Origin of the sequence: Diaminobutyricimonas aerilata, assembly GCF_002797715.1 — a bacterium.
GTDB lineage: Bacteria > Actinomycetota > Actinomycetes > Actinomycetales > Microbacteriaceae > Diaminobutyricimonas > Diaminobutyricimonas aerilata.
The window spans coordinates 1,394,548-1,419,358 of sequence record NZ_PGFF01000001.1; the positions used below are offsets into that span (position 1 = coordinate 1,394,548).

Sequence of the window (24,811 nt, forward strand, 5' to 3'; positions counted from 1 at the left end):
GGGGCATGCCCCGCTCGAACCGTCCTCGCGGTCGACGGCGGGAGCCCGACGACGACGGCCTCGACCTCGCCCGCGCGCTCACGGGGCGCCTGCACACGGTCACCAAACGCGACGGCGTCTGGAACGTGCAGCCGGTCGGACCGGCGTCGGCGGTGAAGATCTACGTCTGCCCGGGATGCGGCGGCGACGTGCCGCCCGCGACCGCCCACGTCGTGACCTGGCGGGCCGATGGGCTGTTCGGCGAAGCCGACGACCTCGCCGCCCGCCGGCACTGGCACATCCACTGTTGGAGGATCCGCCCATGACCGAGATCCGTGGTGGCATCGAGCTGCCCGCCCGTCGCGAGGACATCGTGCTGCGCACCGACGACGGGCTCACCCTCGTCGGGGAGCTCGCCCTCCCGCAGACCGCGGAACCGGTGGCGACCCTCGTGTGCCTGCATCCCTTGCCCACCGCCGGCGGATTCATGGACTCCCACATCATCCGAAAGGCCGCCGCGCGACTCCCGGCCCTCGCGGACCTCGCCGTGCTGCGCTTCAACTTCCGGGGCGTCACCTCGCCACGGGGCACCTCCGAGGGCGAGTTCGGGCACGGCATCGCCGAGCGGGCGGACCTCGCCGCCGCGATGCGGTTCGTCACCGATCGCGGGCTCCCGCACCCCTGGCTGCTCGGGTGGTCGTTCGGCACGGAGGTCGCCCTCAAGTGGGGCGGCGACCACGACGTCGACGGCATCATCCTGCTGTCGCCGCCGCTGCACCGGGCCACCGACGAGGAGGTCGCCGCGTGGGCGGCCCGCGACGCGCGCGTCGTGCTCGTGATCCCCGAGCTCGACGACTACCTGCGTCCGGCCGAGGCGGAACAGCGGTTCGCGGGCATCCCGCAACGCGAGTTCGTCGCGGTCGAGGGCGGCAAGCACCTGTGGGTGGGGGAGGCCCAGACCTCCCGCGTGCTCACCGAGATCGTGGCGCGCGTCAACCCGGGCGTGCTGCCGCTGCCCACCGAGTGGGCCGACGGAGCGGCCGACACGACGGGTGCCGCCTAGAGCGCGTTCTGCCTCGGCACGACGACCTGCTCGACGATGAGCAGCACGGCCGCGGCGACCGGGATCGCGACGAGCGCGCCCAGGATGCCGAGCAGCGTGCCGCCGGCGAGCGCCGCGATGACGACGACCACGCCGGGCACGCGCACCGCGCGCTTCATGATGTTGGGGCTCAGCACGTACGCCTCGACCTGCATGTACACGACGTAGTAGATCGCCATCGTGATGACGGTCGCGAGCGACTCGGGGTTCACGATGAGCTGCACGAGCACGATGAGGATCGAGCCGGAGATCGTGCCGACGAGCGGGATGAGCGATCCGAGGAACGCGATGAAGGCGAACAGGGCGGGATACTCCGCGCCGATGATCGACAGGAAGATGAAGCTCAAGACGCCGTTGCAGAGCGCGAGCGCGACCTGGCCCATGACGTAGCGGCCGACGGCTTGGCTGATCTGCTCGGCGAGGTCGATGAAGCGCACCCGCTTGGAGGCCGGCACCATCTTGTACAGCCCGCGCTTGAGCGTGTTGAGCGACGAGACGAAGTAGAGCATCAGGATCACGACGATGACGACGCCGAACGCGCCGGTCGCGATGCCCGCCGCGGTCGCGAGCACGCCGCCGAAGATCCCGGTGATGTTGTCGGCGTTCTGAGCCCACTTGACGACCTCGTCGCGGGCGCCTTCGATGTCGGCCCACGGGAAGGTCTGCTCGGCCCAGGTGAGCGCCGTGCCGTCGGAGAAGACCCGGATGAGTTCGGGCACCTGTGAGATGAGCCGGTTCACCTGCTCGGTGATGACGGGCACGATCGCGAAGACGAGCCCCGTGACGAGGCCCACCACGCCGATGAGCACGAGCACGACGGCGACCCAGCGGGGGAGACCGCGCTTCTCGAACCAGGTGACCACCGGATCGAGACCGAGCGCGAGGAACAGGGCGGCGCCCACGTAGGTGAGGATCGTCGCGAGGTTGACGAGCGCCCCGCCGATCGCCAGGGCGACCAGGACTCCCAGTCCCGCGACGAGACCGAGGCGGAACGGATTCTGGATCTTCACGCGCGCCCCCTCGACGTCACCGGTCGGCCGTCATTCTCTCCGCTTGCGACAATACCCCGCGCAGACCCTCGAGATATCCCGCGACGGAATCGCGCTCGATCCGCAGCTTCGCGAGGCGCTCCTCCGCGTCGGCGACGAGCTGGGCGGTGCGTTCCTCGGCGTCGGCGATCATGGCCGCCGCGCGCGCCTCCGCGTTCTCGAGCACCTCGCGGGCGGTCGCGTCGGCCTCCTCGCGCGAGTCCTGCAGGATCGTGCGGGCGCGCTCCTCGAGGGCGTCCGCCTCCTCGCGCAGGGCCGTCGCGCGCGCGGTCACGTCGGTGAGCTGCGCTTGCGCGTCGTCGAGGAACTTCTGGGTCTGCGCGACGGTCTCGCGGTGCCGGGTCAGCGCCTCCTGCTCGGCCTCGTCGCGACGCGACGCGAGCTCCACGTCGAGGTCGACGCGGGCCTGTTCGGCCTCCCGCTCGAGCCGCGCCCGCAGTTCGTCCGTCTCGTGGGCGAGCGCCGCCCGCGCGGTCTCCGCCTCGGCGGCCAGGCGTGCGCGCTGGGCGGCGGTGTCGCGCTCCAGATCCGCGCGTGCCTTCGCCGAGTCGCGGTCGAAGCTCGCGCGCACCTCCGCCATCTCGGCCTCCTGCGAGGCGCGCGTGGAGGCGAGCTCCTCCTCGAGCTCCTCGCGGCGCCGGGCGACGAGCGCGTCGGTGTCGGCGCGCAACCGGTCGGTGTCCTTCGTCGCATCCGCCCGCAGCTTGCGGACCGCCTGCTCCGTCGCGGTGCGCAGGTGCTCCGTCTCGGCGCGGACGTCGTCGCGCACCCGGGCGGTCTCCGCTTCGACCTCCGCGGTCCGCGATTCGAGTTCGGCGATCGTGGCGGCGCGGAGCGCCGCGCTCTCGTCCGCCGCGGACGCGACCATGGCGTCGGCCTCCGCCTGTGCGGTCGAACGCAGACCCTCGGCCTCGGCACGCGCCGAGGCGAGGAGTCCCTCGGCCTGAGCGGTCGCCGCCTCGCGGATGCCCTCGACCTCGGTCACGGCGGCAGTCCGGATGCCGGCGGCCTCGGCACGGGCCGCCTCGATGATGCTCGAGCTCTCGAGCTGAGCCGCCTCGCGCAGCTCCTCGACTTCGGCGCGCGTGCTCGCGCGGAGGGTCTCGACCTCGACCCGGGTGGTCTCGCGCAGCGACTCCGTCTCGGTGCGGGTCGACTCGCGCAGGGTGTCGGTCTCGAGCCGGGTGGTCGCCCGCAGGGCGTCCGTCTCGCGCTCGGTGGACTCGCGGAGCGCGGTGGTCTCGCGTTCGGTCGTCTCGCGGAGCGCGGTGGTCTCGCGTTCGGTGGCCTCGCGCAGCGCATCCGTGTCGCGGCGCGCCGTCTCACGCAGCTCCTCCGCCTCGGCGCGCGCGTCGGCGAGCAGGTTCTCCGCCTCCGTCCGGGCCGCCAGTCGCAGCGCGGTCGTCTCGGCCTCGGCGGTCGACCTCAGCGCGTCGACCTCCGCCTGCGCCGTCGCGAGCAGCGCATCGACCTCGGCGCGGGCGCCGTCGCGCAACGCCGCCGTCTCCGCCTGCGCGGTCGCCCGGAGGGCGTCCACCTCCGCGTGCGCGGTGTCGCGCAGCGCAGCCACCTCGGCGTGCGTCGTCGTGGTGAGGGCCTCGGCCTCGGCGCGAGCGGCGTCGCGCACCGCCGTGGCCTCCTCGTGGGCGCTGCGTCGCAGGGTCTCGGATTCCTCGGCGGCCGCCGCGCGCAGTCGCTCGGACTCCGCCGTGGCAGCGGACCGCAACTCGGCGCTCTCGCGAGCCGCAGCGACGCGGAGCGCCTCGGCCTCCGCGCCGGCCGCCGCGCGCAGGGCCGCCGACTCCTCGGCCGCGGTGCGGCGCACCGCCTCCGACTCCTCGTCGGCGGACGTGCGCAGGTGTTCCGCTTCCGTCGCCGCCGAGGCGCGCAGCGCCTCGGTCTCGGCCACGGCGTCGGCGCGGGCCCGCTCCGCCTCGGACCGGGCGTCCGCGAGCACCGCCCGTGCCTCCGCGGTCGCGTCGGCGCGCACCTGCTCCGCCTCGCGCTCCGCTTCGGTGCGCAGCCGGCTGGACTCTTCGAGCGCCTCCGCCTTCACCCGCGCGGCGTACTCGTCCGCCCCGGTGCGCGTCGCGATGACGTGGGTCTCGAGCGCGACGGTGCGGGACTCGACCTCGTGGGCGAGGTCGCTGCGCGCCTGGTCGATGTGGCGCTCGAGCTCGGCTCGCCGGAGGGCGTCCTCGTTCTCGAAGTCCGCGCGCCCCTTCTCGACGTCGCGCGTGAGTCGGGCGGCCTCTTCGCGTGCGATCGCCGCCTCGCGATCGGCGACGACGCGGATCTCGGCCGCTTCGCGCTCGGCCTCGGCGCGCAGCGCGGCGGCCTCCCGCTTCGCGGTCGATCGGGCCTCGGCGGCCTCCGTCGCGACGGCCCCGCGGATCGCGGCGGCCTCGCGTACGGCCTCCTGGTGCAGCGTCTCGGCTTCGGCGCGGGAGGTGTCCCGCAGCTCCTCGGCGTCGCGGCCGGCGTCGTCGAGCAGGCGGTTCGCCTGCTCGCGCGCCTCGAGGAGCACGCGCTCCGCCTCGGCGGCCGCCTCGGAGCGCAGTCGCTGCACCTCCTCGCGGGTGCCGCGGCGCAGGTTCTCGGCGTCGATGTCGGCCTGGCTGATGAGCCGCGTCGCCTGCTCCTCGGCGACCCGCAGGGTGCTCTCGAGCTTCGTGCCGAGGCCCGCGTAGGTGGGGCTCCCCGCTTCGTCGAGCTCGGCCTGGAGGTCTTCGGCGACGGCGCTGAGGCGCTTGATCTCCTTCTGCGCCTCCGCGCGGTCGGCGTTCGCCTTGATGAGGTCGCGACGCAGGCTCTGGATCGCCTGGTCGACCTCCTCCTTGCGGTACCCCCGGAGCTCGGTGCCGAAACCGGCGTCTTCTGCAGCCACGTCGTCTCCCATTGCCGTGCTCGGACTCTCCGAGTGTATCGACGGGCGCTGCCAGCACTTTCCCAGGGCCCGAACTGGCCGCGGCGTGAAGCGTCCGCTATTCTGGAATGTCTTTGTCGCTGCCTTCGCCGGTGCTCCCTCGCATCCGGTCGGCACCCGGTTCGTGCCCTTGCCGAATCGGGGGCGCGTGTTCGCACCGCCAGCCGGGCAGCACGGAAGGAGAACACACCCGTGCGTTTCGTCGTGGCCATCGTGCTGTTCGTCGGCGCCCTCGTCTCGATCGGTATCGGACTGGCGCAGCGAACGGTCTGGGCCCCACCCGACCAGATCACCCTCACCGCCGAGAGCGACTCGCTCGCTCCGGTCACCGTCATCGACTCCGACGTGCTGCGCAGCTTCGACAGCCGCCAGACGATCGACGTCATCGGTGACGGCCCGGTCGCGGCGGCCTACGGTCGCACCTCGGATGTGATGGCGTGGATCGGCGATGCACGGTACAACAGGATCGGGATCGATGAGGAGAACCAGCGGCTCACCTCGGAACTCGAACCCGGTGACGACCTGCAGGTCCCCCCGCTCGCGGGGAGCGACCTCTGGCTCAACGACTACGAAGCGGAGGACGCTCTGAAGTTCATCGTCAACGTCCCGGACGACGTGTCCGTGATCATCGCATCCGATGGCGTCGCCCCGGCGCCCGCCGAGGTCAGCATCACCTGGCCGCTCGACGCGAGCACCCCGTTCTCGACGCCCCTCATCATCGGCGGCAGCGCTCTGCTCGTGCTCGGTCTGCTCGCCCTGCTGTGGGCCCTGCTGCACCTGCGCCGTTCGCGCGGACCGCGCCGCAAGCAGCCGCGCCTGCCCCGCCCGCCGCGCCAGGGCCGGTTCCGCCCGCGCACCCGCGCCGTCGCCCCGGAGACCCGCGGTCGCCGCGCGGTGCGGTCGTTCGTCGCCGTGCCCGCCGCGCTCGCCGTCGGTCTCGGTGCCCTCCTCGTCGCACCGGCCACCGCCATGGCCGATTCCGTCTCGGCTCCCCGCGCCGATTCGGAGCAGCGGCCCGTGGCCGTGAGCGAGCCGCAGCTGCGTCGCATCGTCGCCCGCGTCGGCGAGACGATCGCCCAGGCCGACGAGGCCCGCGACGCCGATCTCGCCGCCACCCGCCTGGACGGGCCGGCCCTCGAGTTCCGCAAGGCCAGCTACGCGATCCGCGGCGGTGACGCCAACCTCGGTGCGCTGCCGAAGATCCCGAGCGGCAAGGTCGAGCTCACGCTGCCGCAGCAGACCGACTCGTGGCCGCGCACCGTCTTCACGATCGTGCAGGACGACGAGGACACGACCGTCGCGCCCACCGCGCTCGTGCTCATCCAGCAGGACGCGCGCAGCGCCTACAAGGTGCACTACGCCATCGCCCTCGAGCCCGAGACGCAGATCCCGGATGTCGCACCGCCGAGCGTCGGCGCCGCACGACTGCCCGCCGACTCGAAGCTGCAGGTCGTCGCCCCGGCCGACCTCGCCGCGGCGTACGGCGACGTGCTCGCCCAGGGCGAGGCCAGCGCGTCCTACGGCCTGTTCGACATCGAGAGCGACACCCTGCTGCCGCAGATCGGCGTCGCGAAGAAGAACGAGCGCAAGGCCGCGATCCCGACGACCGCGACGCTCGAGTTCGCGAACGCGCCGGGCAGCGGCGAGACCGTCGCCCTCGCGACGAACGACGCGGGTGCGCTCGTGGCCGTCAACGTCACCGAGAGCGAGACCGTCAAGCCCTCCGAGGCGGGTGCCGCCGTCAACACCGAGAACTCGGTGAAGGTGCTCTCGGGCAAGACCCAGACGATCAAGGGCATCACGGCGACCTACGGCATGCAGCTGCTCTTCTTCGTCCCGCCGGTGAGCGAGGGCGGAAAGGTGCAGCTGCTCGGCTACAGCAACGCCCTCGTCTCCGCGACGGAGCTCCCGTGAGCGACGCCGGACTGAGCGGACTGCGCGGCGCGGTCGACCTGTCGTCGCTCGTGCGCCCGTCCTCGCCGTCACCCTCGGCGCCTCGCGCCGGCGGGAACGGCGCCTCGGCGGACGCCGGTTCGGCCGTGGTCTTCGAGACCGGGGACGCCGGATTCCAGGAGGTGCTCGAGCTCTCGGCGCGGGTGCCCGTCATCGTCGAGTTCTACGCCGCCGGCATCGAGCCCGCGCTCGGATCGCTCGTGTCCTCGTACGGCGGGCGCCTCGCACTCGCGACCGTCGACGGCAACGCGAACCCGCAGCTCGCGCAGGCGTTCCAGGTGCAGCAGGTGCCGGCCGTCGCCGCCGTCATCGGCGGACGCCCGTTGCAGTTGTTCGTCGGCATGCCCGCCGACGACGAGGTGCGTCAGGTGCTCGACCAGGTGCTCGAGCTCGCCGCGCAGAACGGCGTGACCGGCACGCTGACGCCCGACGCCGAGGCGACGGACGCCGACGTCGTCGAGGAACCGCCGCTGCCGCCGCTGCATCAGGAGGCGTTCGACGCGATCTCGCGCGGCGACTACGCCGCTGCGGTCGCCGCGTACACGACGGCGATCACCCAGGATCCGCGGGACACGCTCGCGGTCGCCGGCCGTGCCCAGGCGGCGCTGCTGCTGCGGCTCGACGGAGCCGACGCGGCCGTCATCCGTGAAGCCGCCGCGGCCGCCCCGCAAGACGCCGACGCCCAGCTCGCCGTCGCCGACCTGGATCTCAGCGGCGGTCACGTCGACGACGCGTTCGGCCGGCTCCTCGACGTGTTCCCCGCGCTCACCGGCGGTGACCGCGACCGGGTGCGGGAGCGACTGCTCGAGTTCTTCGAGATCGTCGGAGCGGACGACCCGCGGGTGCCCGCGGCGCGTCGCCGACTCGCGATGCTGCTCTACTGATCCGCACGCACGCACGACGCCCCGCCGCTCCTCGAGCGGCGGGGCGTCGTCGTTCCGCGGTCAGCGCCGCGGGGTGAGGTACAACCCGCCGAGCGGGGGCAGGGTCAGCTCGACCGAGGCGGGGCGTCCGTTCCACGGCACGTCTTCCGCGACGACCTCGCCGAAGTTGCCGACGCCCGATCCGCCGAACTCCTCGGCGTCGGTGTTGAGCAGCTCCGTCCAGGCGCCCGCGAACGGCAGGCCCACGCGGTAGTTGCCGATCGGCGCCCCGCTGAAGTTGAACAGTCCGACAACGGGCACGCCGTCGCGCGACCAGCGCACGAATCCGACGACGTTCTGCGTCGCGTTGCCGCCGTCGAGCCACTCGAAGCCGCGGTCGCTGTGATCCTGCTCCCACAGCGCGGGCTGGTCGCGGTACACGTGGTTGAGCTGCGCGACGAGGCGCTGCAGCCCCTGATGCACGGGCTGGTCGAGAATCCACCAGTCGAGGCCGCGTTCCTCGCTCCACTCGCTCGGCTGGCCGAACTCGCTGCCCATGAACAGCAGCTGCTTGCCCGGGTGCGCCCACATGAACGACAGGTAGGCGCGCACGTTCGCGAGCTTCTGCCACTGGTCGCCGGGCATCTTGTGCAGCAGCGACCCCTTGCCGTGCACGACCTCGTCGTGGCTGATCGGCAGGAGGTAGTTCTCGCTGAAGGCGTACATGAAGCTGAAGGTGATCTTGCCGTGGTGGTACGAGCGGTACATGGGGTCCTCCGCCATGTACTGCAGGCTGTCGTGCATCCAGCCCATGTTCCACTTGAGCCCGAAACCGAGGCCGGATGCGGCGGTCGGCTTGGTCACGCCGGGCCACGCGGTCGACTCCTCGGCGATCATGATGATGCCCGGGTTGCGCTTGTACGCGGTCGCGTTGACCTCCTGCAGGAAGCTGATCGCCTCGAGGTTCTCGCGCCCGCCGTACTTGTTCGGCAGCCAGTCCTCACGCGAGTAGTCGAGGTACAGCATGCTCGCGACCGCGTCGACGCGCAGTCCGTCGATGTGGAACTCCTCGAGCCAGTACAGGGCGTTCGCGACGAGGAAGTTGCGCACCTGCGAGTCGCCGAAGTTGAAGATGTAGGTGCCCCAGTCGAGCTGCTCGCCGCGGCGGGGGTCGGCGTGCTCGTAGAGCGGCTCCCCGTCGAAGCGGGCGAGCGCCCATTCGTCCTTCGGGAAGTGCCCGGGCACCCAGTCCATGATGACGCCGATGCCGGCGTTGTGCAGGCGGTCGATGAGGTACTTGAGGTCGTCGGCGGAGCCGAAGCGCGAGGTCGGGGCGTAGTAGCCGGTGACCTGGTAGCCCCACGAGCCGCCGAAGGGATGCTCGGCGAGCGGCAGGAATTCGACGTGGGTGAAGCCGAGGTCGGTGACGTAGTCGATGAGCTGGTCGGCCGCCTCGCGGTAGCTCAGTCCCGGGCGCCACGAGCCGAGGTGCACCTCGTAGACGCTCATCGGTCCGTTGTGCGGGTCGGCCGCCGCGCGCTTGTCGAGCCACGCCGCATCCGACCACTCGTACACCGAGTGGCCGACGCGCGACGCCGTCGCGGGCGGCACCTCGGTGGAGCGCGCCATCGGGTCGGCGCGCTGCACCCAGCGGTCGTCCCGGGTGAGCAGCTCGAACTTGTACGCGGCGCCCGGCTCGACGCCGGGCACGAACAGCTCCCAGACGCCGTTGTCGTCGAGGCGCCGCATGGCGTGCGACACCCCGTTCCAGCCGTTGAAGTCGCCGATGACGCGTGCGGCGCGGGCGTGCGGGGCCCACACGGCGAACGAGGTGCCCTGCACGCCCTCGTGCGGGCGGTAGTGAGCGCCGAGCACATGCCACAGCTGCTCGTGCCGCCCCTCGCCCCACAGGTAGAGGTCGATCTCGCCGACGGAGGAGACGAAGCGGTACGGGTCGTCGGCGGTCCACGTGCCGGTCTCCTCGTAGTCGGCCTCGAGGAGGTACGCCTGGCCGGCCCCGCGGTACGAGCCCTCCCAGAGTCCGTCGGCCTGGTGCTCGAGCGGCACACGGGTGCCGTCGGCGAGCACGGCGGTGACCGCCGTCGCGAGGGGACGGACGGCGCGGATGGTGTAGCCGTCCTCGGTGTGGTGCTGCCCGAGGGCGTCGTGGGGGCGCGGGTGGCGCCCTTCGACGAGGGCTCGGATGTGGTCGGGGTGGAGCGCGGTCACGAGCGTCCTTCCGGATAGTCGATGCGCAGGATGTGCGCCGGGTTGCGGAACGCGTCGAGGCGCACGTAGTCGTCGACGTTCCAGGTGTAGCTCTCACCGGTGAGCAGGTCGGTCACGCCGAACTCCTGTCCGGGCGTGATGCCGAAGCGGCTCGGGTCGAGGTGCACCGTCGTCTCCCGCACCGAGTGCGGGTCGAGGTTCACCACGACGATGATCCCGTCGGCCCGGCCGGTGCCGGTGAACGGTGCGGCGAGGTACTTGGAGTAGACGAGGATCGCGTCGTCGTCGCTCCAGTGCACGTCGAGGTTGCGCAGCTGGCGCAGCGCGGGGTGCTCGGCGCGGATGCGGTTGAGCCGCGTGAGGAACGGGGCGAGCGACCGGCCCGCGGCCTCCGCCGCGGCGAAATCGCGCGGCTTGTACTCGTACTTCTCGTTGTCGATGTTCTCTTCCGACCCGGGCCGGGCGACGTCCTCGAACAGCTCGTATCCGGAGTAGACGCCCCAGCTGGGGGAGCCGGTCGCCGCGAGCAGGGCGCGGATCTCGTACGCGGGGCGCCCGCCGAACTGCAGGTATTCGGTGAGGATGTCCGGCGTGTTGACGAAGAAGTTCGGCCGGAACCAGCCGCTGGTCTCCTTCGAGATCTCGTGGAGGTACTCCGCGAGCTCCTGCTTCGTGTTCCGCCAGGTGAAGTAGCTGTACGACTGGTGGTAGCCCACCTGCGCGAGCGACTGCATCATCGCGGGGCGGGTGAACGCCTCGGCGAGGAAGACCACCTCGGGGTTCGTCGCCCGCACCTCGGCGAGCAGCCACTCCCAGAACCGCAGGGGCTTGGTGTGCGGGTTGTCGACACGGAAGATCTTGACGCCGAGGTCGATCCAGTGCCGCACGACGCGCAGCAGCTCCTGCGTGAGCCCGTCCCAGTCGTTGTCGAAGTTGAGTGGGTAGATGTCCTGGTACTTCTTCGGCGGGTTCTCCGCGTAGGCGATCGACCCGTCGGGCAGCGTCGTGAACCACTCCGGGTGCTCGGCGACCCAGGGGTGGTCGGGCGAGCACTGGAAGGCGAGGTCGAGGGCGACCTCGAGTCCGTTGCGCTTCGCCTGGGCGAGGAAGTAGGCGAAGTCCGCCTCGGTGCCGAGGTCGGGGTGGATGGCGTCGTGTCCACCCTCCGCCGCACCGATCGCCCACGGCGATCCGGGATCGTTCGGTCCGGCGAGGAGGGTGTTGTTCGGGCCCTTGCGGAAGCTGCGGCCGATCGGGTGGATCGGGGGGAGGTAGAGCACGTCGAAGCCCATTGCGGCCACTTCGGGCAGCCGCTTCGCCGCGGTGCGGAAGGTGCCGCTCTTCCACGAGCCGTCCTTGCGCTGCTTCGCGCCGATCGAGCGCGGGAAGAACTCGTACCAGCTGCCGACCGCGGCGCGGGTGCGGTCGACCCGCAGCTCCAGCTCCTCCGACTCGGTCACGAGGCTCGCGAGCGGATTCGCCGCGATGAGCGCCAGCAGCTTCGGTTCGTGCACCCGCTCGAGCCGCGCCATCGGATCGCCCGCGGTGTCCTCGAGGGCGGCGAGCGCCTCTCTGGCGACCTTCGAGCGTCCGAGGCGGCGGACGAGCCCGGCGCCGATGCGGAACATGAGTTCGACGTCGATGCCCGCCTGGATCTTGATCTCGGCGTTGTGCAGCCAGGTCGCCCAGTCGTCGCTGTAGGCCCGGATGCGCCAGCGCCAGGTGCCGGGACGGTCTACCTGGGCCTCGACGCTCCACCGGTCGAGACCGGCGGGCTCGAGCTGGTGCATGCGATGCACGGTCGTGCGGCCGTCCGGGTCGGTGAGCAGCAGGCTCGCGCCGAGCGCATCGTGCCCCTCACGGAACACGGTCGCCTCGAACGGGATGACGTCGCCGGCGAAGGCCGCGGCGGGCCAGCGGTCTTCGGGCTGACGGGGGCTGAGGTGGCGGATGGGGATCCGCCCGATGCGTGTCTGGTCGGTTAGCGCCACCCTTCGACCGTAGCGGTGCGGCCGACTGCGTCGAGCGGGCTCCCACGGGATGTTCAGCGGGTGTTCGGGAAGGGGACCTACTACCCGCGGGACCGGTCGAGTGCGTGTCTTAGGCTGTGCCGAGTGAAGGCCATCAGAAGGTTCACCGTCCGTACTGTCCTCCCGGAGTCGCTCGGCGCCCTCGGCGAGCTGGCCACCAATCTGCGGTGGTCGTGGCACGAGCCCACGCTCCAGCTGTTCACCTCGATCGATCCGGCGCTGTGGGAGCGGACGGGGCACGATCCGGTCGCCCTGCTCGGCGAGGTGAGCCCGGCCCGGCTCGAGGAGCTCGCGAACGACCATGCGTTCGTGGGGCGAGCCGACGCGCTGCTCGACGACCTGCACAACTACCTCTCCGAGCCGCGCTGGTACCAGTCGCTCGAGAACGCCCCGACCTCCATCGCCTACTTCTCCCCGGAGTTCGGGATCGCGGCGGCACTGCCGCAGTACTCCGGCGGTCTCGGCATCCTCGCCGGCGACCACCTCAAGAGCGCCTCCGACCTCGGCGTGCCGATCATCGGCGTCGGGTTGTTCTACCGCGCCGGCTACTTCCGTCAGGGCATCTCGCGGGAGGGCTGGCAGCAGGAGAGCTACCCCGTGCTCGACCCGGACGGGCTGCCGCTCAGCGTGCTGCGCAACCCGGACGGCAGTGCGGCGCAGGTCGCGCTCGCCCTGCCGGACGATCGCGTGCTCCACGCCCGGATCTGGCAGGCGAAGGTCGGGCGCGTGCCGTTGCTGCTGCTCGACACCGACATCACGGCGAACCCCGAGGAACTGCGCGGGGTCACCGACCGCCTCTACGGCGGCGGGGGAGAGCACCGGCTGCTGCAGGAGCTCCTGCTCGGCATCGGCGGCGTGCGTGCGGTGAAGATCTTCACCGAGCTGACCGGATCGCCCGCCCCCGAGGTGTTCCACACCAACGAGGGACACGCCGGTTTCCAGGGCCTCGAGCGCATCAGCGACCTCATCGGCACCGGCCTGAGCTTCGCCGAAGCCCTCCAGGTGGTGCGCGCCGGCACCGTGTTCACGACCCACACGCCCGTTCCGGCCGGCATCGACCGGTTCGACCGCTCGCTCGTCGAGCGGTACTTCTCGACCGACCTCCTCCCCGGGGTGCAGGTCGCCGACGTGCTCGCGCTCGGCGCCGAGTCGTACGACGGCGGCAGCCCCTCGACCTTCAACATGGCCGTCATGGGATTGCGCCTCGGACAGCGCGCCAACGGCGTCTCCCAGCTGCACGGCGAGGTCAGCCGTGGCATGTTCGGCGGACTGTGGCCGCAGTTCGACGCCGAGGACGTGCCGATCACCTCGGTCACCAACGGCGTGCACGCCCCCACCTGGACCGACCCCGCGGTGCTCGACCTCGTCTCCGACCGGCTCGGCGCGTGGGACACCACCTCGTGCGACTGGCGCAACGAGGCCATCACCGACCGTGACCTGTGGGAGATGAAGGGCCGGATGCGCGCCCAGCTCGTCACCGACGCCCGCCGCCGTCTCACCGCATCCTGGAACGAGCAGAACCCCGGCGCCGGCGTGCCCGCGTGGTTCTCCGACCTGCTCGACCCCGAGGTGCTCACGATCGGCTTCGCGCGACGCGTGCCGACCTACAAGCGCCTCACGCTCATGCTCCACGACCGCGAGCGACTGCGGAAGCTGCTCACGCATCCGGAGCGGCCCGTGCAGCTCGTGATCGCCGGCAAGTCGCACCCCGCCGACGACGAGGGCAAGCGGCTCATCCAGGAGCTCGTGCAGTTCGCGTCCGAGCCCGACGTGCGCACGCGCATCGTGTTCCTGCCCAACTACGACATCGGCATGGCGCAGCTGCTCTACCCCGGAACGGACGTGTGGCTGAACAACCCGCTGCGTCCGCTCGAGGCGTGCGGCACCTCCGGCATGAAGGCGGCCCTCAACGGCTCGCTCAACCTGTCGATCCTCGACGGCTGGTGGGCGGAGTTTTACGACGGCGAGAACGGCTGGGCCATCCCGAGCGCCGACAGCGCGGGCGACGCCGCCGAGCGTGACGCCCTCGAGGCGGAGTCGCTCTACGACCTCATCGAGAACCAGGTCGCCCCGCGCTTCTACGACCGCGGTGCCGACGGCGTGCCGACGCGCTGGGTCGCCTCGATGCGCCACACGCTCGCGACCCTGTCCCCGGCCCTGTCGGCGGACCGGATGGTCAAGGAGTACGTCGAGCGGCTCTACGTGCCCGCCGCGCAGTCCGAGCGCGCCGTGTCGGACGCCGGGTTCGCCGGCGGCCGCGACCTCGCCGCGTGGGTGACCCGCGTGCGGGCCGCGTGGCCGGCCGTGCACGTCGCCCACGTCGAATCCGGGGGAGTGGACACCGTTCCGCAGGTCGGCGACCAGTTGCACGTGCGCGCCCACGTCACCCTCGGCGACCTGTCGCCGTCGGACGTCAAGGTCGAGGTCGTCTACGGCCGCGCCCGCGACGAGGACCGCCTCGCCGAGGTCGAACGTGCGCGACTCGAGGTCGAAGGCACCGAGGGCGACGCGACGGCGTTCGCCGGCACGGTGCGGCTCGCGCGCGCCGGCAGCTTCGGCTACACGGTGCGCGTCACGCCCCGCCACGAGCTGCTTGCCACCCCGGCGGAGTTGGGACTCGTCGCGATCGCCTGACCGGGGCTCGCGGCGCGGCCGCCTCAGGCGGCGTGGTGCTGCGTCGAGAGCGGAATTCCGCGCGCCACGCCGCTCCCTCCGGCGGCGACACGCGGTCGCGCGGGAGGAGTTCCGCTGTGGCTGCCGTCGTGGTCGCCGCCGGTGCTCAGTCGCGGGCGATGGCGGCGACTCGACCACCCGTGATCCGCAGCAGATCGGCCGGGGCGAGCTCGAGATCTAGTCCGCGCCGGCCGCCGCTCACGAACACGGTGTCGAACAGCTCCGCCGTCTCGTCGAGCACGGTCGGCAGGGTGGTCCTCTGCCCGATGGGGGAGATGCCGCCCACGACGTAGCCCGTGCGGCGTTCCGCGACCGCCGGGTCGGCCATGACCGCGCGTTTCGCACCGACGGCCGTGGCGAGGGCCTTGAGGTCGAGCCGGCCCGCCACCGGCACGATGCCGACCACGAGTCCGGCGTCGGTGTCGGCGAGCAGCGTCTTGAAGACGCGCTCGGGTTCGACGCCGAGCGCCTCCGCCGCCTCGAGCCCGAAGCTCGCCGCGGCGGGATCGTGCCGGTACGGATGCGCCGTGAATGCGATGCCCGCCGCCGTCAACGCGACCGTGGCGGGGGTGCCGCCCGCCGCATCCGCCCGTCTCGCCATCCCGTGTGCTCCGGTGCTGATCCGTCGGTGCCGTCGGTCAGTGCGCCGCGAAGAGCTGGATGGAGGTGCCCGCGACGACGAGTTCGCTTCCCGGACCGTGTTCCAGCTCCACCTCGTCGAGCTCCGGCATCGCCGAGTCCCACAGCAGCGTGTACCCGCTGACGCCCTCGTGTTCGGGGAGGGTGACCGTGACGTCCTCCTCGAGCCCGTGCACCACCAGCAGGATGCGGCTGAAGTGCTCGAGCTCCGGCGTCGACGCGGCGAGGTACTGCAGCGTGCGCTCGGCGGGCGAGTCCCAGTCCTCGCCCGTCATGGCGAGACCCTCCTTGTTGTACCAGTCCATCTGGTTCGAGCTCGGCACGGTCTCGCCGAACCGGCCGAACCGCACCGGCCGCAGCGCCGGATGCTCGCGACGCAGCCGCAGCAGCAGTTGCGTCGTGACGCGCAGCTCCTCCTGCCAGTCCTCGCGGTCCCAGGCGAGCCAGGTCAGTTCGTCGTCGTGGCAGTACGCGTTGTTGTTGCCGTTCTGGGTGCGGCCGTACTCGTCGCCGGCGGTGAGCATCGGCACGCCGGCACTGAGCAGCAGCGTGCCGAGCAGGTTCCGCATCGCCTTCAGACGGGTGTCGGCGATCGTCTCGTCGTCGGTCGGGCCCTCGACGCCGTGGTTGAAGGAGCGGTTCGCGTCGGTGCCGTCGCGGTTGTCCTCCCCGTTGCCCTCGTTGTGCTTGCGGTCGTACGCGGTCAGGTCGGCGAGGGTGAACCCGTCGTGTGCCGTGACGAAGTTGACCGAGGCGAGCGGTCCGCGCTCCCACGTGAACACGTGGGCGGAGCCGGCGAGGCGGCGGGCGAGCGGACCGATCCCGTTCGGGGCGACGCCGTGGCGCCGCGCGGAGGCGACGTCGCCGAGCCAGAAGTCGCGCACGCGGTCACGGTAGCCGTCGTTCCACTCCAGCCAGCGGCGCGGGAACTCGCCCACGCGCCAGCCCCCCATGCCGACGTCCCAGGGCTCGGCGATGAGCTTCGACCGCTGCAGCACCGGGTCGTCGAGGATCGCGGTGAGCAGCGGATGAGCGGGGTCGAACTCGGCGCGCGCGTCGCGACCGAGCGTCGCGGCGAGGTCGAAGCGGAATCCGTCGATCTGCACCTCTTCGCTCCAGTAGCGCAGGGAGTCGAGGATGAGCCGCTGCACCGCCGGGTGCGATGCGTCGACGGTGTTGCCGCATCCGGTGGTGTCGAGGTAGGAGCCGTCGGGCAGATGGCGGTAGTAGTGCGCGTCGTCGAGCCCGCGCAGGCTCGTCGTGGGCCCGTCGCGACCGAGTTCGGCGGTGTGGTTGTAGACGACGTCGAGCAGCACCTCGAGGCCGGCCTCGTGCAGCAGGCGCACCATGCCGCGGAACTCCCGCAGCACCGCCCCCGGGCCCCCGGTCTGTGCCGCGCGCGTGGCGTATCCGGTGTGCGGGGCGAAGAAGTTGAGGGTGTTGTACCCCCAGTAGTTGACGAGGCCCTGTTTCACGAGGCGCGGCTCGCTCACCGACTGGTGCACGGGGAGCAGCTCGACGGCGGTGACCCCGAGGTCGAGCAGGTACTCGATCGTCGACGGGTGCGCGAGGCCGGCGTAGGTGCCGCGCAGCTCCTCGGGAAGCGCCGGATTGAGCTTGGTGAGCCCCTTCACGTGGGCCTCGTAGACGACGGTGTGATCCAGCGGAGTGGCGGGCTTGGCGACCCCGCCCCAGTCGAAGCCGTCGTCGGCCTGAACGTAGCCGCGCCACCCGCCGTCGGGGGTGCGTTCGAGGCCGCGGGCGTAGGGATCGAGGAGGTCGATCCGGGGATCGAAGGCGTGCAGCGGACCGGTCGGGCCGTCGGCGCTCAGCGAATAGCGGCGGCCGGGTGTCAGCAGGGCGGACCGGCCGCTCCACACGCCGTGCGCGTCGCGTTCGAGCGCGATCCGCTCGACGCACCAGCCCGGATCGCGGTCGTCCCACAGCCGGAGTTCGATCGACTCCGCCGAGCCGCTCCAGACGCGCAGCTCCCCGCCGTCGGCGTCGGATCGGACTCCCAGTTCGCGGAGCGGATCGGGCGCGGGCACGGATCTAGAGTAGGGGGTGCGGAAGCCGCGCCCGTCGCGGTGAGGAGGTGCCGTGCCCGTCTATCTCGACCACGCCGCGACGACGCCGCTGCTGCCCGAGGCGGCGGAGGCCTACGTCGCCGCCCTCGGTCTCGTCGGCAACCCGTCGTCGATCCACAGCCACGGGCAGCGCGCGAAGCAGCTGCTCGAGGAGGCGCGGGAACGCGTCGCCGCATCGCTCGGCTGCGAACCGATCGAGGTCGTGTTCACCTCGGGCGGCACCGAAGCGGTCAACTCGGCGATCAAGGGCATCTACTGGGCGCGCAACACCCCGCCCGGCTCGCGACCCCGCATCCTCGCCCCGCTCGGCGAGCACCACGCCACGATCGACGCCCTCGAATGGCTCGAGCGACACGACGGCGCCCTCGTCGAGTGGATCCCGGTCGACCCGACCGGCCGCGTGGACCTCGCGGCGCTCGAGGCGGCGCTCGCCGAGGACGTCGCGCTCGTCACGCTGCTGTGGGCCAACAACGAGATCGGCACGATCCAGCCCGTCGCCGAGGTCGTGCGGCTCGCGACGGCGCACGGCGTGCCGGTGCACGCCGATGCGATCGCCGCGTACGGCCAGCTGCCGATCGACTTCGCGGCGAGTGGCCTCGCCGCGCTCAGCGTGTCGGCGCACAAGGCGGGCGGTCCGCAGGGCATCGGTGCGCTCGTGCTCGGCCGGGGTACGCGGATCGAGGCGCTCATCCACGGCGGCGGCCAGCAGCGCGACGTGCGCTCGGGCACCCAGGACGTTCCGGCCGCCGTCGCCTTCGGCGCCGTCGCGGGACACTCCCACGACCGGCGCGATCTTCGCGACCGCCTCATCGCCGGGGTGCAGCGGCTCGTGCCCGACGCCGTCCTGCGCGGCGACCCGGACGACCGGCTGCCGAACAACGCCCACTTCACCTTCCCCGGCTGCGAGGGGGACTCGCTCCTGTTCCTGCTCGATGCGGCGGGCGTGTCGGTCTCGACCGGCTCCGCCTGCCGCGCGGGCATCCCGGAGGCGTCGCACGTGCTGCTCGGCCTCGGCCTCGACGAGTCGGAGGCCCGCGGGGCGCTCCGGTTCACCCTCGGGCACGACTCCACGATCGACGACGTCGGCGCCCTGCTCGCGGCGCTCCCGGCTGCGGTCGAGCGCGCTCGCGCCGCCGGGCTCGCCGCCCGCGCGACCTCGTTCGCCGTGCATCCCGCCCGCTAGGCTGCCCGCATGCTCGGCAACCTCACCGGATGGCACGTGATCGTCATCCTCGCGGTCGTGGTGCTCCCGGTGCTCGTCATCGCGGGCTTCGCCTGGTTCGGTGCGCGGGTGTACCGGCGACGCCGCGAACTCGCCGGGGCGGAGGCCGACGGGCGGATCGACGAGCTCGAACGCCGCGTCCGCGACCTCGAAGACGACCGACCCGCCTGATCGCGGCACCTCCAGCGCGATCTACACTGGAACGATGCGCGTACTGGCGGCCATGAGCGGCGGAGTGGACTCCGCGGTGGCGGCCGCGCGTGCCGTCGAGGCGGGACACGACGTGGTGGGCGTGCACCTCGCGCTCAGCCGGATGCCGGGCACCCTGCGCACCGGCAGCCGCGGGTGCTGCACCATCGAGGACTCGATGGATGCGCAGCGCGCCGCCAACGCCCTCGGCATCCCGTACTACGTGTGGGACTTCTCGGAGCGCTTCAAGCTCGACGTCGTCGACGACTTCGTCGCCGAGTACACCGCCGGCCGCACGCCCAACCCGTGCATGCGCTGCAACGAACGCATCAAGTTCGCCGCGCTGCTCGAGAAGGCCCTCGCCCTCGGCTTCGACGCCGTCTGCACCGGGCACTACGCCGACATCCGCACGGATGCGTCGGGTCGCCGTGAACTGCACCGCGCCGCCGCGTGGGCGAAGGACCAGTCCTACGTGCTCGGAGTGCTCACCGCCGAGCAGCTCGCCCACGCGATGTTCCCGCTCGGGGCGACCCCGTCGAAGCAGGAGGTGCGCGCCGAGGCCGCCGCCCGCGGACTGAGCGTCGCCGCGAAGCCCGACAGCCACGACATCTGCTTCATCCCCGACGGGGACACCCGCGGGTGGCTCGCCGACCGGCTCGGCGAGACGCCGGGGGAGATCGTCGAGCGCGACGGCACCGTCGTCGGCGAGCACCGCGGGGCCCACGGCTACACGATCGGCCAGCGCAAGGGACTCGCGATCGGCCGACCCGCCGCCGACGGCAAGCCGCGGTTCGTGCTCGAGATCCACCCCAAGCAGAACCGTGTGGTCGTCGGTCCCAGGGAGGCGCTCGAGGTCTCCGAGCTCGCCGGATCCCGTTACACCTGGGCCGGGGCTGCGCCGGAGGCACCGCACGAGGAGTTCGACTGCGACGTGCAGATCCGCGCGCACGCCGACCCGGTTCCGGCCGTCGCCGTCGTGCGCGACGGTGAGCTCGTGCTCACCCCGCGCGAGCCGCTCGGCGGAGTCGCGCCCGGTCAGACCGCCGTCGTCTACGTCGGCACGCGCGTGCTCGGCCAGTGCACGATCGACCGCACCGTCTCGGCCGTTCCGCAGCCCGCATCCTGAGGCTCCGCCGCGAGCACGATCCCGTGCCCGCCCGGCACCGTGGTGACGTCGGGGGTCGCCCGTAGACTCGCGGCGTGAGCGACATCGACACCCAGGTGCCCGAGCACACGGACGCCGGCCTCGCCGCCGCGCGGACCGAGGCGGAGCGCCTCACGGCCCGCATCCTCGAGCTGCGGGACGCCTACTACGAGCGCGACGAGGTGCTCGTCTCCGACGACGAGTACGACGCGATGATGCGCCGGCTCGAGGAGCTCGAGCGACTCCACCCCGAGCTGCAGGGACAGGACAGCCCCACCCAGACCGTCGGCGGTCGAGCGCAGACCACCCTGTTCGACCCGGTCACGCACCGGGAACGGATGCTCAGTCTCGACAACGTGTTCAGCCGTGACGAGTTCCTCGCCTGGGCGGCGAAGGCCGAACGAGACGCGGGCCGGTCGATCGCCTACCTGTGCGAACTGAAGATCGACGGGCTCGCGATCAGCCTCCGCTACGAGAACGGCCGGCTCACGAGCGCCGCGACGCGTGGTGACGGCGTCGTCGGCGAGGACGTGACCGAGAACATCCGGCGGGTGCCGGGCATCCCGCAGCGCCTCGCCGGAACCGGTCACCCGCCGATCGTCGAGGTGCGCGGCGAGGTCTTCTTCACCAACGAGGCCTTCGCCGCCCTCAACGCGGGGCAGGTCGAGGCGGGCGACCGGGTCTTCGCCAACCCCCGCAACGCGGCGTCCGGCAGCCTGCGGCAGAAGCAGGAGGGCAAGGCGCCCGCGGCGCTCGAGCGCATGATCGCCCGACTCGGCCGGCTCAGCATGCTCGTGCACGGCATCGGCGCCTGGCCCGACCCGCCCGTCGCCTCGCAGTCCCAGGTGTACGGGCTGCTCGCCGAGTGGGGCCTGCCGACGAGTTCGCACTACCGCGTCGTCGGCACGGCCGACGAGGCCGCCGCCTACATCGAGCACTTCGGCGAGCACCGGCACAGCGTCGAGCACGAGATCGACGGCGTCGTCGTCAAGGTCGACGAACTCGCCCTGCACGACGAACTCGGCGCCACCAGCCGCGCACCGCGTTGGGCGATCGCCTACAAGTACCCGCCCGAGCAGGTGAACACGAAACTGCTCGACATCGTCGTGAGCGTCGGGCGCACCGGGCGGGCGACCCCGTTCGCCGTCATGCAGAAGGTGCGCGTCGCAGGCAGCGAGGTGCGGCAGGCGACCCTGCACAACCAGGACGTCGTGCGAGCCAAGGGCGTGCTCATCGGCGACACCGTCGTGCTGCGCAAGGCCGGCGACGTCATCCCCGAGGTGCTCGGGCCCGTCGTGGAGTTGCGCGACGGAACCGAACGGGAGTTCGTCATGCCGCGCGACTGCCCGGAGTGCGGCACCGAGCTGCGTCCCGCGAAGGAGGGCGACGTCGACCTGCGGTGCCCGAACGCCCGCAGCTGCCCCGCCCAGGTGCGCGGGCGTGTCGAGCACATCGGCAGCCGTGGAGCCCTCGACATCGAGGGCCTCGGCGAGGTGAGCGCCGCCGCGCTCACCCAGCCCACGATCCCGGCTACACCGCCGCTCGAGACCGAGGCGGGCCTGTTCGAACTGACCCTGCGCGACCTGTTCCCCATCGAGGTCGCGGTGCGGGATGCGGAGACCGGCCTTCCGAAACTCGTCGACGCCGCCGACGGCAGTCAGATCGCGAAGACCGACACCCCCTTCCGTCGCCGCCGCCGCAAGTCGGGCGCGAACGCCGATCCGTCCTTCGACCCCGACGGCGACTTCTTCGGCGACGCCGACTTCGTGCCCTCGAGCGCCGCCGTCGAGCTCATCACCAACCTCGAGAAGGCGAAGACCGCCGAACTGTGGCGGTTCCTCGTGGCGCTGAGCATCCGGCACGTCGGCCCCGTCGCCGCCCGCGCCCTCGCCCGGTACTTCGGCTCGATCGAGGCCATCCGCGCGGCGAGCCGCGACGAACTGGCCGCGGTGGAGGGCGTCGGCGGCATCATCGCCGACGCGCTCATCGAGTGGTTCGAGGTGGACTGGCACCGCGAGATCCTCGAGAGGTGGGAGCGCGCCGGAGCCCAGCTCGCGACGCCCGGGCACCCCGGACCCGGCAACGCTGCCGCCGTCGACGGACCGCTCGCCGGACTCACCATCGTCGCGACCGGCTCCCTCGAGGGGTTCACGCGTGAGGAGGCGCAGGAGGCGATCCTGCGCGGGGGAGGCAAGGCCGCGAACAGCGTGAGCAAGAAGACCGACTTCGTCGCCGCCGGTCCGGGCGCCGGATCCAAGCTCGCGAAGGCCGAGCAGCTCGGGGTGCGGATCATCGACGCGGAGCAGTTCGCCCGACTGGTGGAGAGCGGCCCGAGCGCCATCTGAATGCCCCCTGAACGGGGGTCGAGAGCGATGTCGGGGAGGGCGGATGTGCCGCCCGCCCCCCGAAGGGGGTGCGTTTCCGCTTATGATTCGAGTGCGCGGAGCCGTGTTCGGCGGGGGAACCCGGGTTCGTCGCGAACGATGGGACACCCGGTTTGCTGTTCGACATCGCAGCGCTACTCGTCACCTCGGGGCACCTGGGACTCGCCGCCGAGGCCCCTGTCGTGCCCGAGCGCGCGTCGATCGTCGTCACCCTCACGGTCGCCGACCACCCCGACCGCCTCGCCGCGACTGACGCCCCGCCGCTGCCGACCCGCATCACGGCCGCCGACCCCGTCGCCGTGGGCGGGGGCAAATCGACCGTCCAGCGCCGGCTCATGGCGGTGAGCGGAACGGGCCTGCTCGCCGAACTGGGCCGCCACTCCGCCGACGAACTCGCCGCGTACGTGCGTTCGGACCCCGCGAACCTCCGCGATCTTCTCGCCACGCCTCCCGCACCGCGGGTCGTCGCCGGGTGGTGGTCGGGGCTGGATCGCAGCTCCCGCATGGCCGTCATGTCCGGAGCTCCCGGGGTCGTCGGCAACCTCGAGGGCGTGCCGTTCAGCGTGCGGAACACGGCCAACCGCAGCTACCTCGACATCCAGCTCGAGTCCCTCGACGCCCAGCTTCAATCGGATGCGGGTCGCGGGGAGAGCGCCCGGCTCCAGCAGGGGATCGACGCCCTCCGCGCCGTCGACGCCGCCCTCGGCGACTCCCGCTCTGTGCCGCAGCGCTACCTGCTGTCCCTCGACGGGGAGGGCCGCACGGCCGCCATCGCCGTCGGCAATCCGCAGACCGCCGACTACGTGAGCGTGCTCGTGCCCGGCATGTTCTTCGGCGTGACCGGGCAGATCGACGATTGGACCGACATCGCCGCCCGTCTCTACGACGAGCAGACGAGCTGGCTGCGCCTGTTCGACCGCGCCGACGGGTCGGTGCCGGGCGACGGCGACGACGTCGCCGCGATCGCCTGGATGGGGTACCAGACCCCGAGTCTGCTCAACGTCGGCTCGCTCGACCTCGCGTACGAGGGCCGCGACGAGATCACCGAACTCATCACCGGTCTGCAGACGGTACGCGCCGCGGATCAGCCCTATGTCTCCGTGCTCGCGCACTCCTACGGGTCCACGGCTGCGCTCATGGCGCTCACCGAGGAGCGGTTCCAGGTGGACGCCCTCGCTCTCATCGGCTCCCCGGGCAGCGACGCGCAGAGCGTCGACGAACTCCATGTGCGCGGCGGGAACGTGTTCGTCGGCGAGGCCGCGTGGGACCCGATCCCGAACTCCGCCTACTTCGGAAGCGACCCGGGAGCGGCCGAGTACGGGGCGAGACCGATGAGCGTCGCCGGCGGGGTGGACGCGATCACGAACGAGGTGCTCGCCGCGTCCGTCGGTCACAACGAATACTTCGGCCCGGGCACCGAGTCGCTGCGCAACCTCGCCCTCATCGGCATCGACCGGGAGGAGTTCGTCACCGACGGCTCCGACCACGACGTCACACGCACCCTCGCGGGCGTTCGTCGCTGAGGCCGGGTCTCCGGGTTAAGCTGGAGGATCGCGTCGATGCGATCGCCGTCATGAGAACCTCTCCCGCCGCACTGCTTCCCGTGCTCGTCGCCTCCGCGCTGCTCGGCGGGTGCTCCGCGCCCGGCGGCCTCGACCCCGCAGAGGCACGTGACCGCTTCACGACCGTGCTCGACGACACGCAGAACGAGGTCGGCGGTGAGTGGGAGAACGTCGACGATCCGACGGCCCGCAACTGCACGATCCCGCTCTTCGTCGACGGCACACGCTATCCGGCGCTCCGGCTGGCGGATGCGCCACGGGACGCGTCGGAGGCCGCCGCGGCGGTGACCGAGTACTGGCAGGGCCTGGACTACCGCGTGGACTCCACGGCGGTCGGCGATGTGACCGAGCTACAGGGCAGCGGGCGCGGAGAGGTGCTGGTCTTCCGGGTCTCCGACGACGGCATGACCCTCCAGGGGGAGAGCGAGTGCCGGCCGGACTGACCGGCACCCGCTCGATGCCGACCGCTTACGGGGCGGGGTCGGGACGCGGCTCCGGCACCGGCTGACCCGGGAAGGGGTCGACCTCCGGCGTCGGATAGGGCTCGGGGTCGGATGCCGGGAACGGCTCCGGGTCGGTCGTGGGCACCGGCTCCTGGTCGGGCTCCGGGCGCGGCACGGGGGAGGGTTCCGGTTCCGTGCCGGGAGGACCGGGGATCGGCGAGGGGATCGACGTCGACGATCCGGGGGTCAGGAAGGTCTGCTCGTCCGCTCCGAAGGGTGTCTGCTCGCTCATGTGCCCACGCTAGGTCGGCCGTCCCGCCGGGTCGAGCATCCGCCG

General features: G+C 72.0%; 18 protein-coding genes. 11 read left to right on the forward strand and 7 right to left on the reverse strand.

What is annotated here, in order from left to right:
* Positions 1-5 precede the first annotated feature (5 nt).
* Together CLV46_RS06695 and CLV46_RS06700 are read left to right on the forward strand one after the other, a co-directional pair.
* Complete coding sequence (locus tag CLV46_RS06695) at positions 6-305, forward strand: hypothetical protein (RefSeq protein WP_100364056.1); 300 nt, start codon at positions 6-8, stop codon at positions 303-305.
* Positions 302-1,042 (forward strand): alpha/beta hydrolase, encoded by a 741-nt coding sequence (locus CLV46_RS06700; protein WP_100364057.1) that lies wholly within the window; start codon positions 302-304, stop codon positions 1,040-1,042. Before CLV46_RS06695 ends, CLV46_RS06700 begins: the two co-directional genes overlap by 4 nt.
* Here CLV46_RS06700 and CLV46_RS06705 read toward each other — a convergent pair.
* Positions 1,039-2,091 (reverse strand): AI-2E family transporter, encoded by a 1,053-nt coding sequence (locus CLV46_RS06705; RefSeq protein ID WP_100364058.1) that lies wholly within the window; start codon positions 2,089-2,091, stop codon positions 1,039-1,041. The two genes, CLV46_RS06700 and CLV46_RS06705, sit on opposite strands and share 4 nt — an antisense overlap.
* A gap of 16 nt (positions 2,092-2,107) precedes the next feature.
* A complete protein-coding gene (locus CLV46_RS06710; RefSeq protein WP_157802252.1) occupies positions 2,108-5,017 on the reverse strand; it encodes an apolipoprotein A-IV repeat region-like domain-containing protein in 2,910 nt (969 codons plus the stop codon).
* 231 nt (positions 5,018-5,248) lie between these two features.
* Between CLV46_RS06710 and CLV46_RS06715 the strand changes: the two genes are divergently transcribed.
* Together CLV46_RS06715 and CLV46_RS06720 are read left to right on the forward strand one after the other, a co-directional pair.
* Positions 5,249-6,970: a DUF8094 domain-containing protein gene (locus CLV46_RS06715; RefSeq protein WP_100364060.1), complete on the forward strand. Its 1,722-nt coding sequence runs from the start codon at positions 5,249-5,251 to the stop codon at positions 6,968-6,970.
* Complete coding sequence (locus tag CLV46_RS06720; RefSeq protein ID WP_100364061.1) at positions 6,967-7,893, forward strand: co-chaperone YbbN; 927 nt, start codon at positions 6,967-6,969, stop codon at positions 7,891-7,893. The genes CLV46_RS06715 and CLV46_RS06720 overlap by 4 nt, the downstream gene beginning before the upstream one ends.
* A 60-nt stretch (positions 7,894-7,953) precedes the next feature.
* Here the strand turns inward: CLV46_RS06720 and glgB are convergent, their stop codons facing one another.
* Both glgB and CLV46_RS06730 read right to left on the reverse strand, forming a co-directional pair.
* Positions 7,954-10,101: a 1,4-alpha-glucan branching protein GlgB gene (gene glgB, locus CLV46_RS06725; protein ID WP_100364062.1), complete on the reverse strand. Its 2,148-nt coding sequence runs from the start codon at positions 10,099-10,101 to the stop codon at positions 7,954-7,956.
* Positions 10,098-12,092: an alpha-1,4-glucan--maltose-1-phosphate maltosyltransferase gene (locus tag CLV46_RS06730; RefSeq protein ID WP_425430403.1), complete on the reverse strand. Its 1,995-nt coding sequence runs from the start codon at positions 12,090-12,092 to the stop codon at positions 10,098-10,100. Before CLV46_RS06730 ends, glgB begins: the two co-directional genes overlap by 4 nt.
* A gap of 123 nt (positions 12,093-12,215) precedes the next feature.
* Here CLV46_RS06730 and glgP point away from each other — a divergent pair, with 123 nt between their 5' ends.
* Positions 12,216-14,765, forward strand: coding sequence for an alpha-glucan family phosphorylase (glgP, locus tag CLV46_RS06735; protein ID WP_100364063.1), 2,550 nt, complete (start codon positions 12,216-12,218; stop codon positions 14,763-14,765).
* A gap of 145 nt (positions 14,766-14,910) precedes the next feature.
* Here the strand turns inward: glgP and ybaK are convergent, their stop codons facing one another.
* Both ybaK and glgX read right to left on the reverse strand, forming a co-directional pair.
* On the reverse strand, positions 14,911-15,405 hold the full coding sequence (ybaK, locus tag CLV46_RS06740) for a Cys-tRNA(Pro) deacylase (RefSeq protein ID WP_100364064.1): 495 nt from the start codon (positions 15,403-15,405) through the stop codon (positions 14,911-14,913).
* A 37-nt stretch (positions 15,406-15,442) separates the two neighbouring features.
* Positions 15,443-17,491, reverse strand: a complete 2,049-nt coding sequence (glgX, locus tag CLV46_RS06745; protein WP_100364065.1) for a glycogen debranching protein GlgX — start codon at positions 17,489-17,491, stop codon at positions 15,443-15,445.
* 52 nt (positions 17,492-17,543) lie between these two features.
* Between glgX and CLV46_RS06750 the strand changes: the two genes are divergently transcribed.
* From CLV46_RS06750 to CLV46_RS06775, 6 genes are all read left to right on the forward strand, one after another.
* A complete protein-coding gene (locus tag CLV46_RS06750) occupies positions 17,544-18,713 on the forward strand; it encodes a cysteine desulfurase family protein (RefSeq protein ID WP_100364066.1) in 1,170 nt (389 codons plus the stop codon).
* A 9-nt stretch (positions 18,714-18,722) separates the two neighbouring features.
* Positions 18,723-18,923 (forward strand): pilus assembly protein TadG-related protein, encoded by a 201-nt coding sequence (locus CLV46_RS06755; RefSeq protein WP_100364067.1) that lies wholly within the window; start codon positions 18,723-18,725, stop codon positions 18,921-18,923.
* A 34-nt stretch (positions 18,924-18,957) separates the two neighbouring features.
* Positions 18,958-20,067, forward strand: coding sequence for a tRNA 2-thiouridine(34) synthase MnmA (mnmA, locus tag CLV46_RS06760; RefSeq protein ID WP_100364068.1), 1,110 nt, complete (start codon positions 18,958-18,960; stop codon positions 20,065-20,067).
* A gap of 74 nt (positions 20,068-20,141) precedes the next feature.
* On the forward strand, positions 20,142-22,430 hold the full coding sequence (gene ligA, locus CLV46_RS06765; RefSeq protein WP_425430404.1) for an NAD-dependent DNA ligase LigA: 2,289 nt from the start codon (positions 20,142-20,144) through the stop codon (positions 22,428-22,430).
* 152 nt (positions 22,431-22,582) lie between these two features.
* Complete coding sequence (locus CLV46_RS06770) at positions 22,583-23,992, forward strand: alpha/beta hydrolase (RefSeq protein WP_100364069.1); 1,410 nt, start codon at positions 22,583-22,585, stop codon at positions 23,990-23,992.
* A gap of 50 nt (positions 23,993-24,042) precedes the next feature.
* Positions 24,043-24,474 (forward strand): hypothetical protein, encoded by a 432-nt coding sequence (locus tag CLV46_RS06775; RefSeq protein ID WP_100364070.1) that lies wholly within the window; start codon positions 24,043-24,045, stop codon positions 24,472-24,474.
* Between the two features lie 25 nt (positions 24,475-24,499).
* On the opposite strand, the gene CLV46_RS06780 is transcribed toward CLV46_RS06775, so the two are convergent.
* Positions 24,500-24,766 (reverse strand): hypothetical protein, encoded by a 267-nt coding sequence (locus CLV46_RS06780; protein ID WP_100364071.1) that lies wholly within the window; start codon positions 24,764-24,766, stop codon positions 24,500-24,502.
* Positions 24,767-24,811: the final 45 nt, after the last annotated feature.

Excerpts from the sequence above, each read along its gene's own strand:
- CLV46_RS06755 (WP_100364067.1), top strand. The coding sequence starts at position 18,723 with ATGCTCGGCAACCTCACCGGATGGCACGTGATCGTCATCCTCGCGGTC.
- CLV46_RS06775 (WP_100364070.1), top strand. The coding sequence starts at position 24,043 with ATGAGAACCTCTCCCGCCGCACTGCTTCCCGTGCTCGTCGCCTCCGCG.
- CLV46_RS06780 (WP_100364071.1), bottom strand. The coding sequence starts at position 24,766 with ATGAGCGAGCAGACACCCTTCGGAGCGGACGAGCAGACCTTCCTGACC.
- CLV46_RS06700 (WP_100364057.1), top strand. The coding sequence starts at position 302 with ATGACCGAGATCCGTGGTGGCATCGAGCTGCCCGCCCGTCGCGAGGAC.
- mnmA (WP_100364068.1), top strand. The coding sequence starts at position 18,958 with ATGCGCGTACTGGCGGCCATGAGCGGCGGAGTGGACTCCGCGGTGGCG.
- CLV46_RS06695 (WP_100364056.1), top strand. The coding sequence starts at position 6 with ATGCCCCGCTCGAACCGTCCTCGCGGTCGACGGCGGGAGCCCGACGAC.
- ybaK (WP_100364064.1), bottom strand. The coding sequence starts at position 15,405 with ATGGCGAGACGGGCGGATGCGGCGGGCGGCACCCCCGCCACGGTCGCG.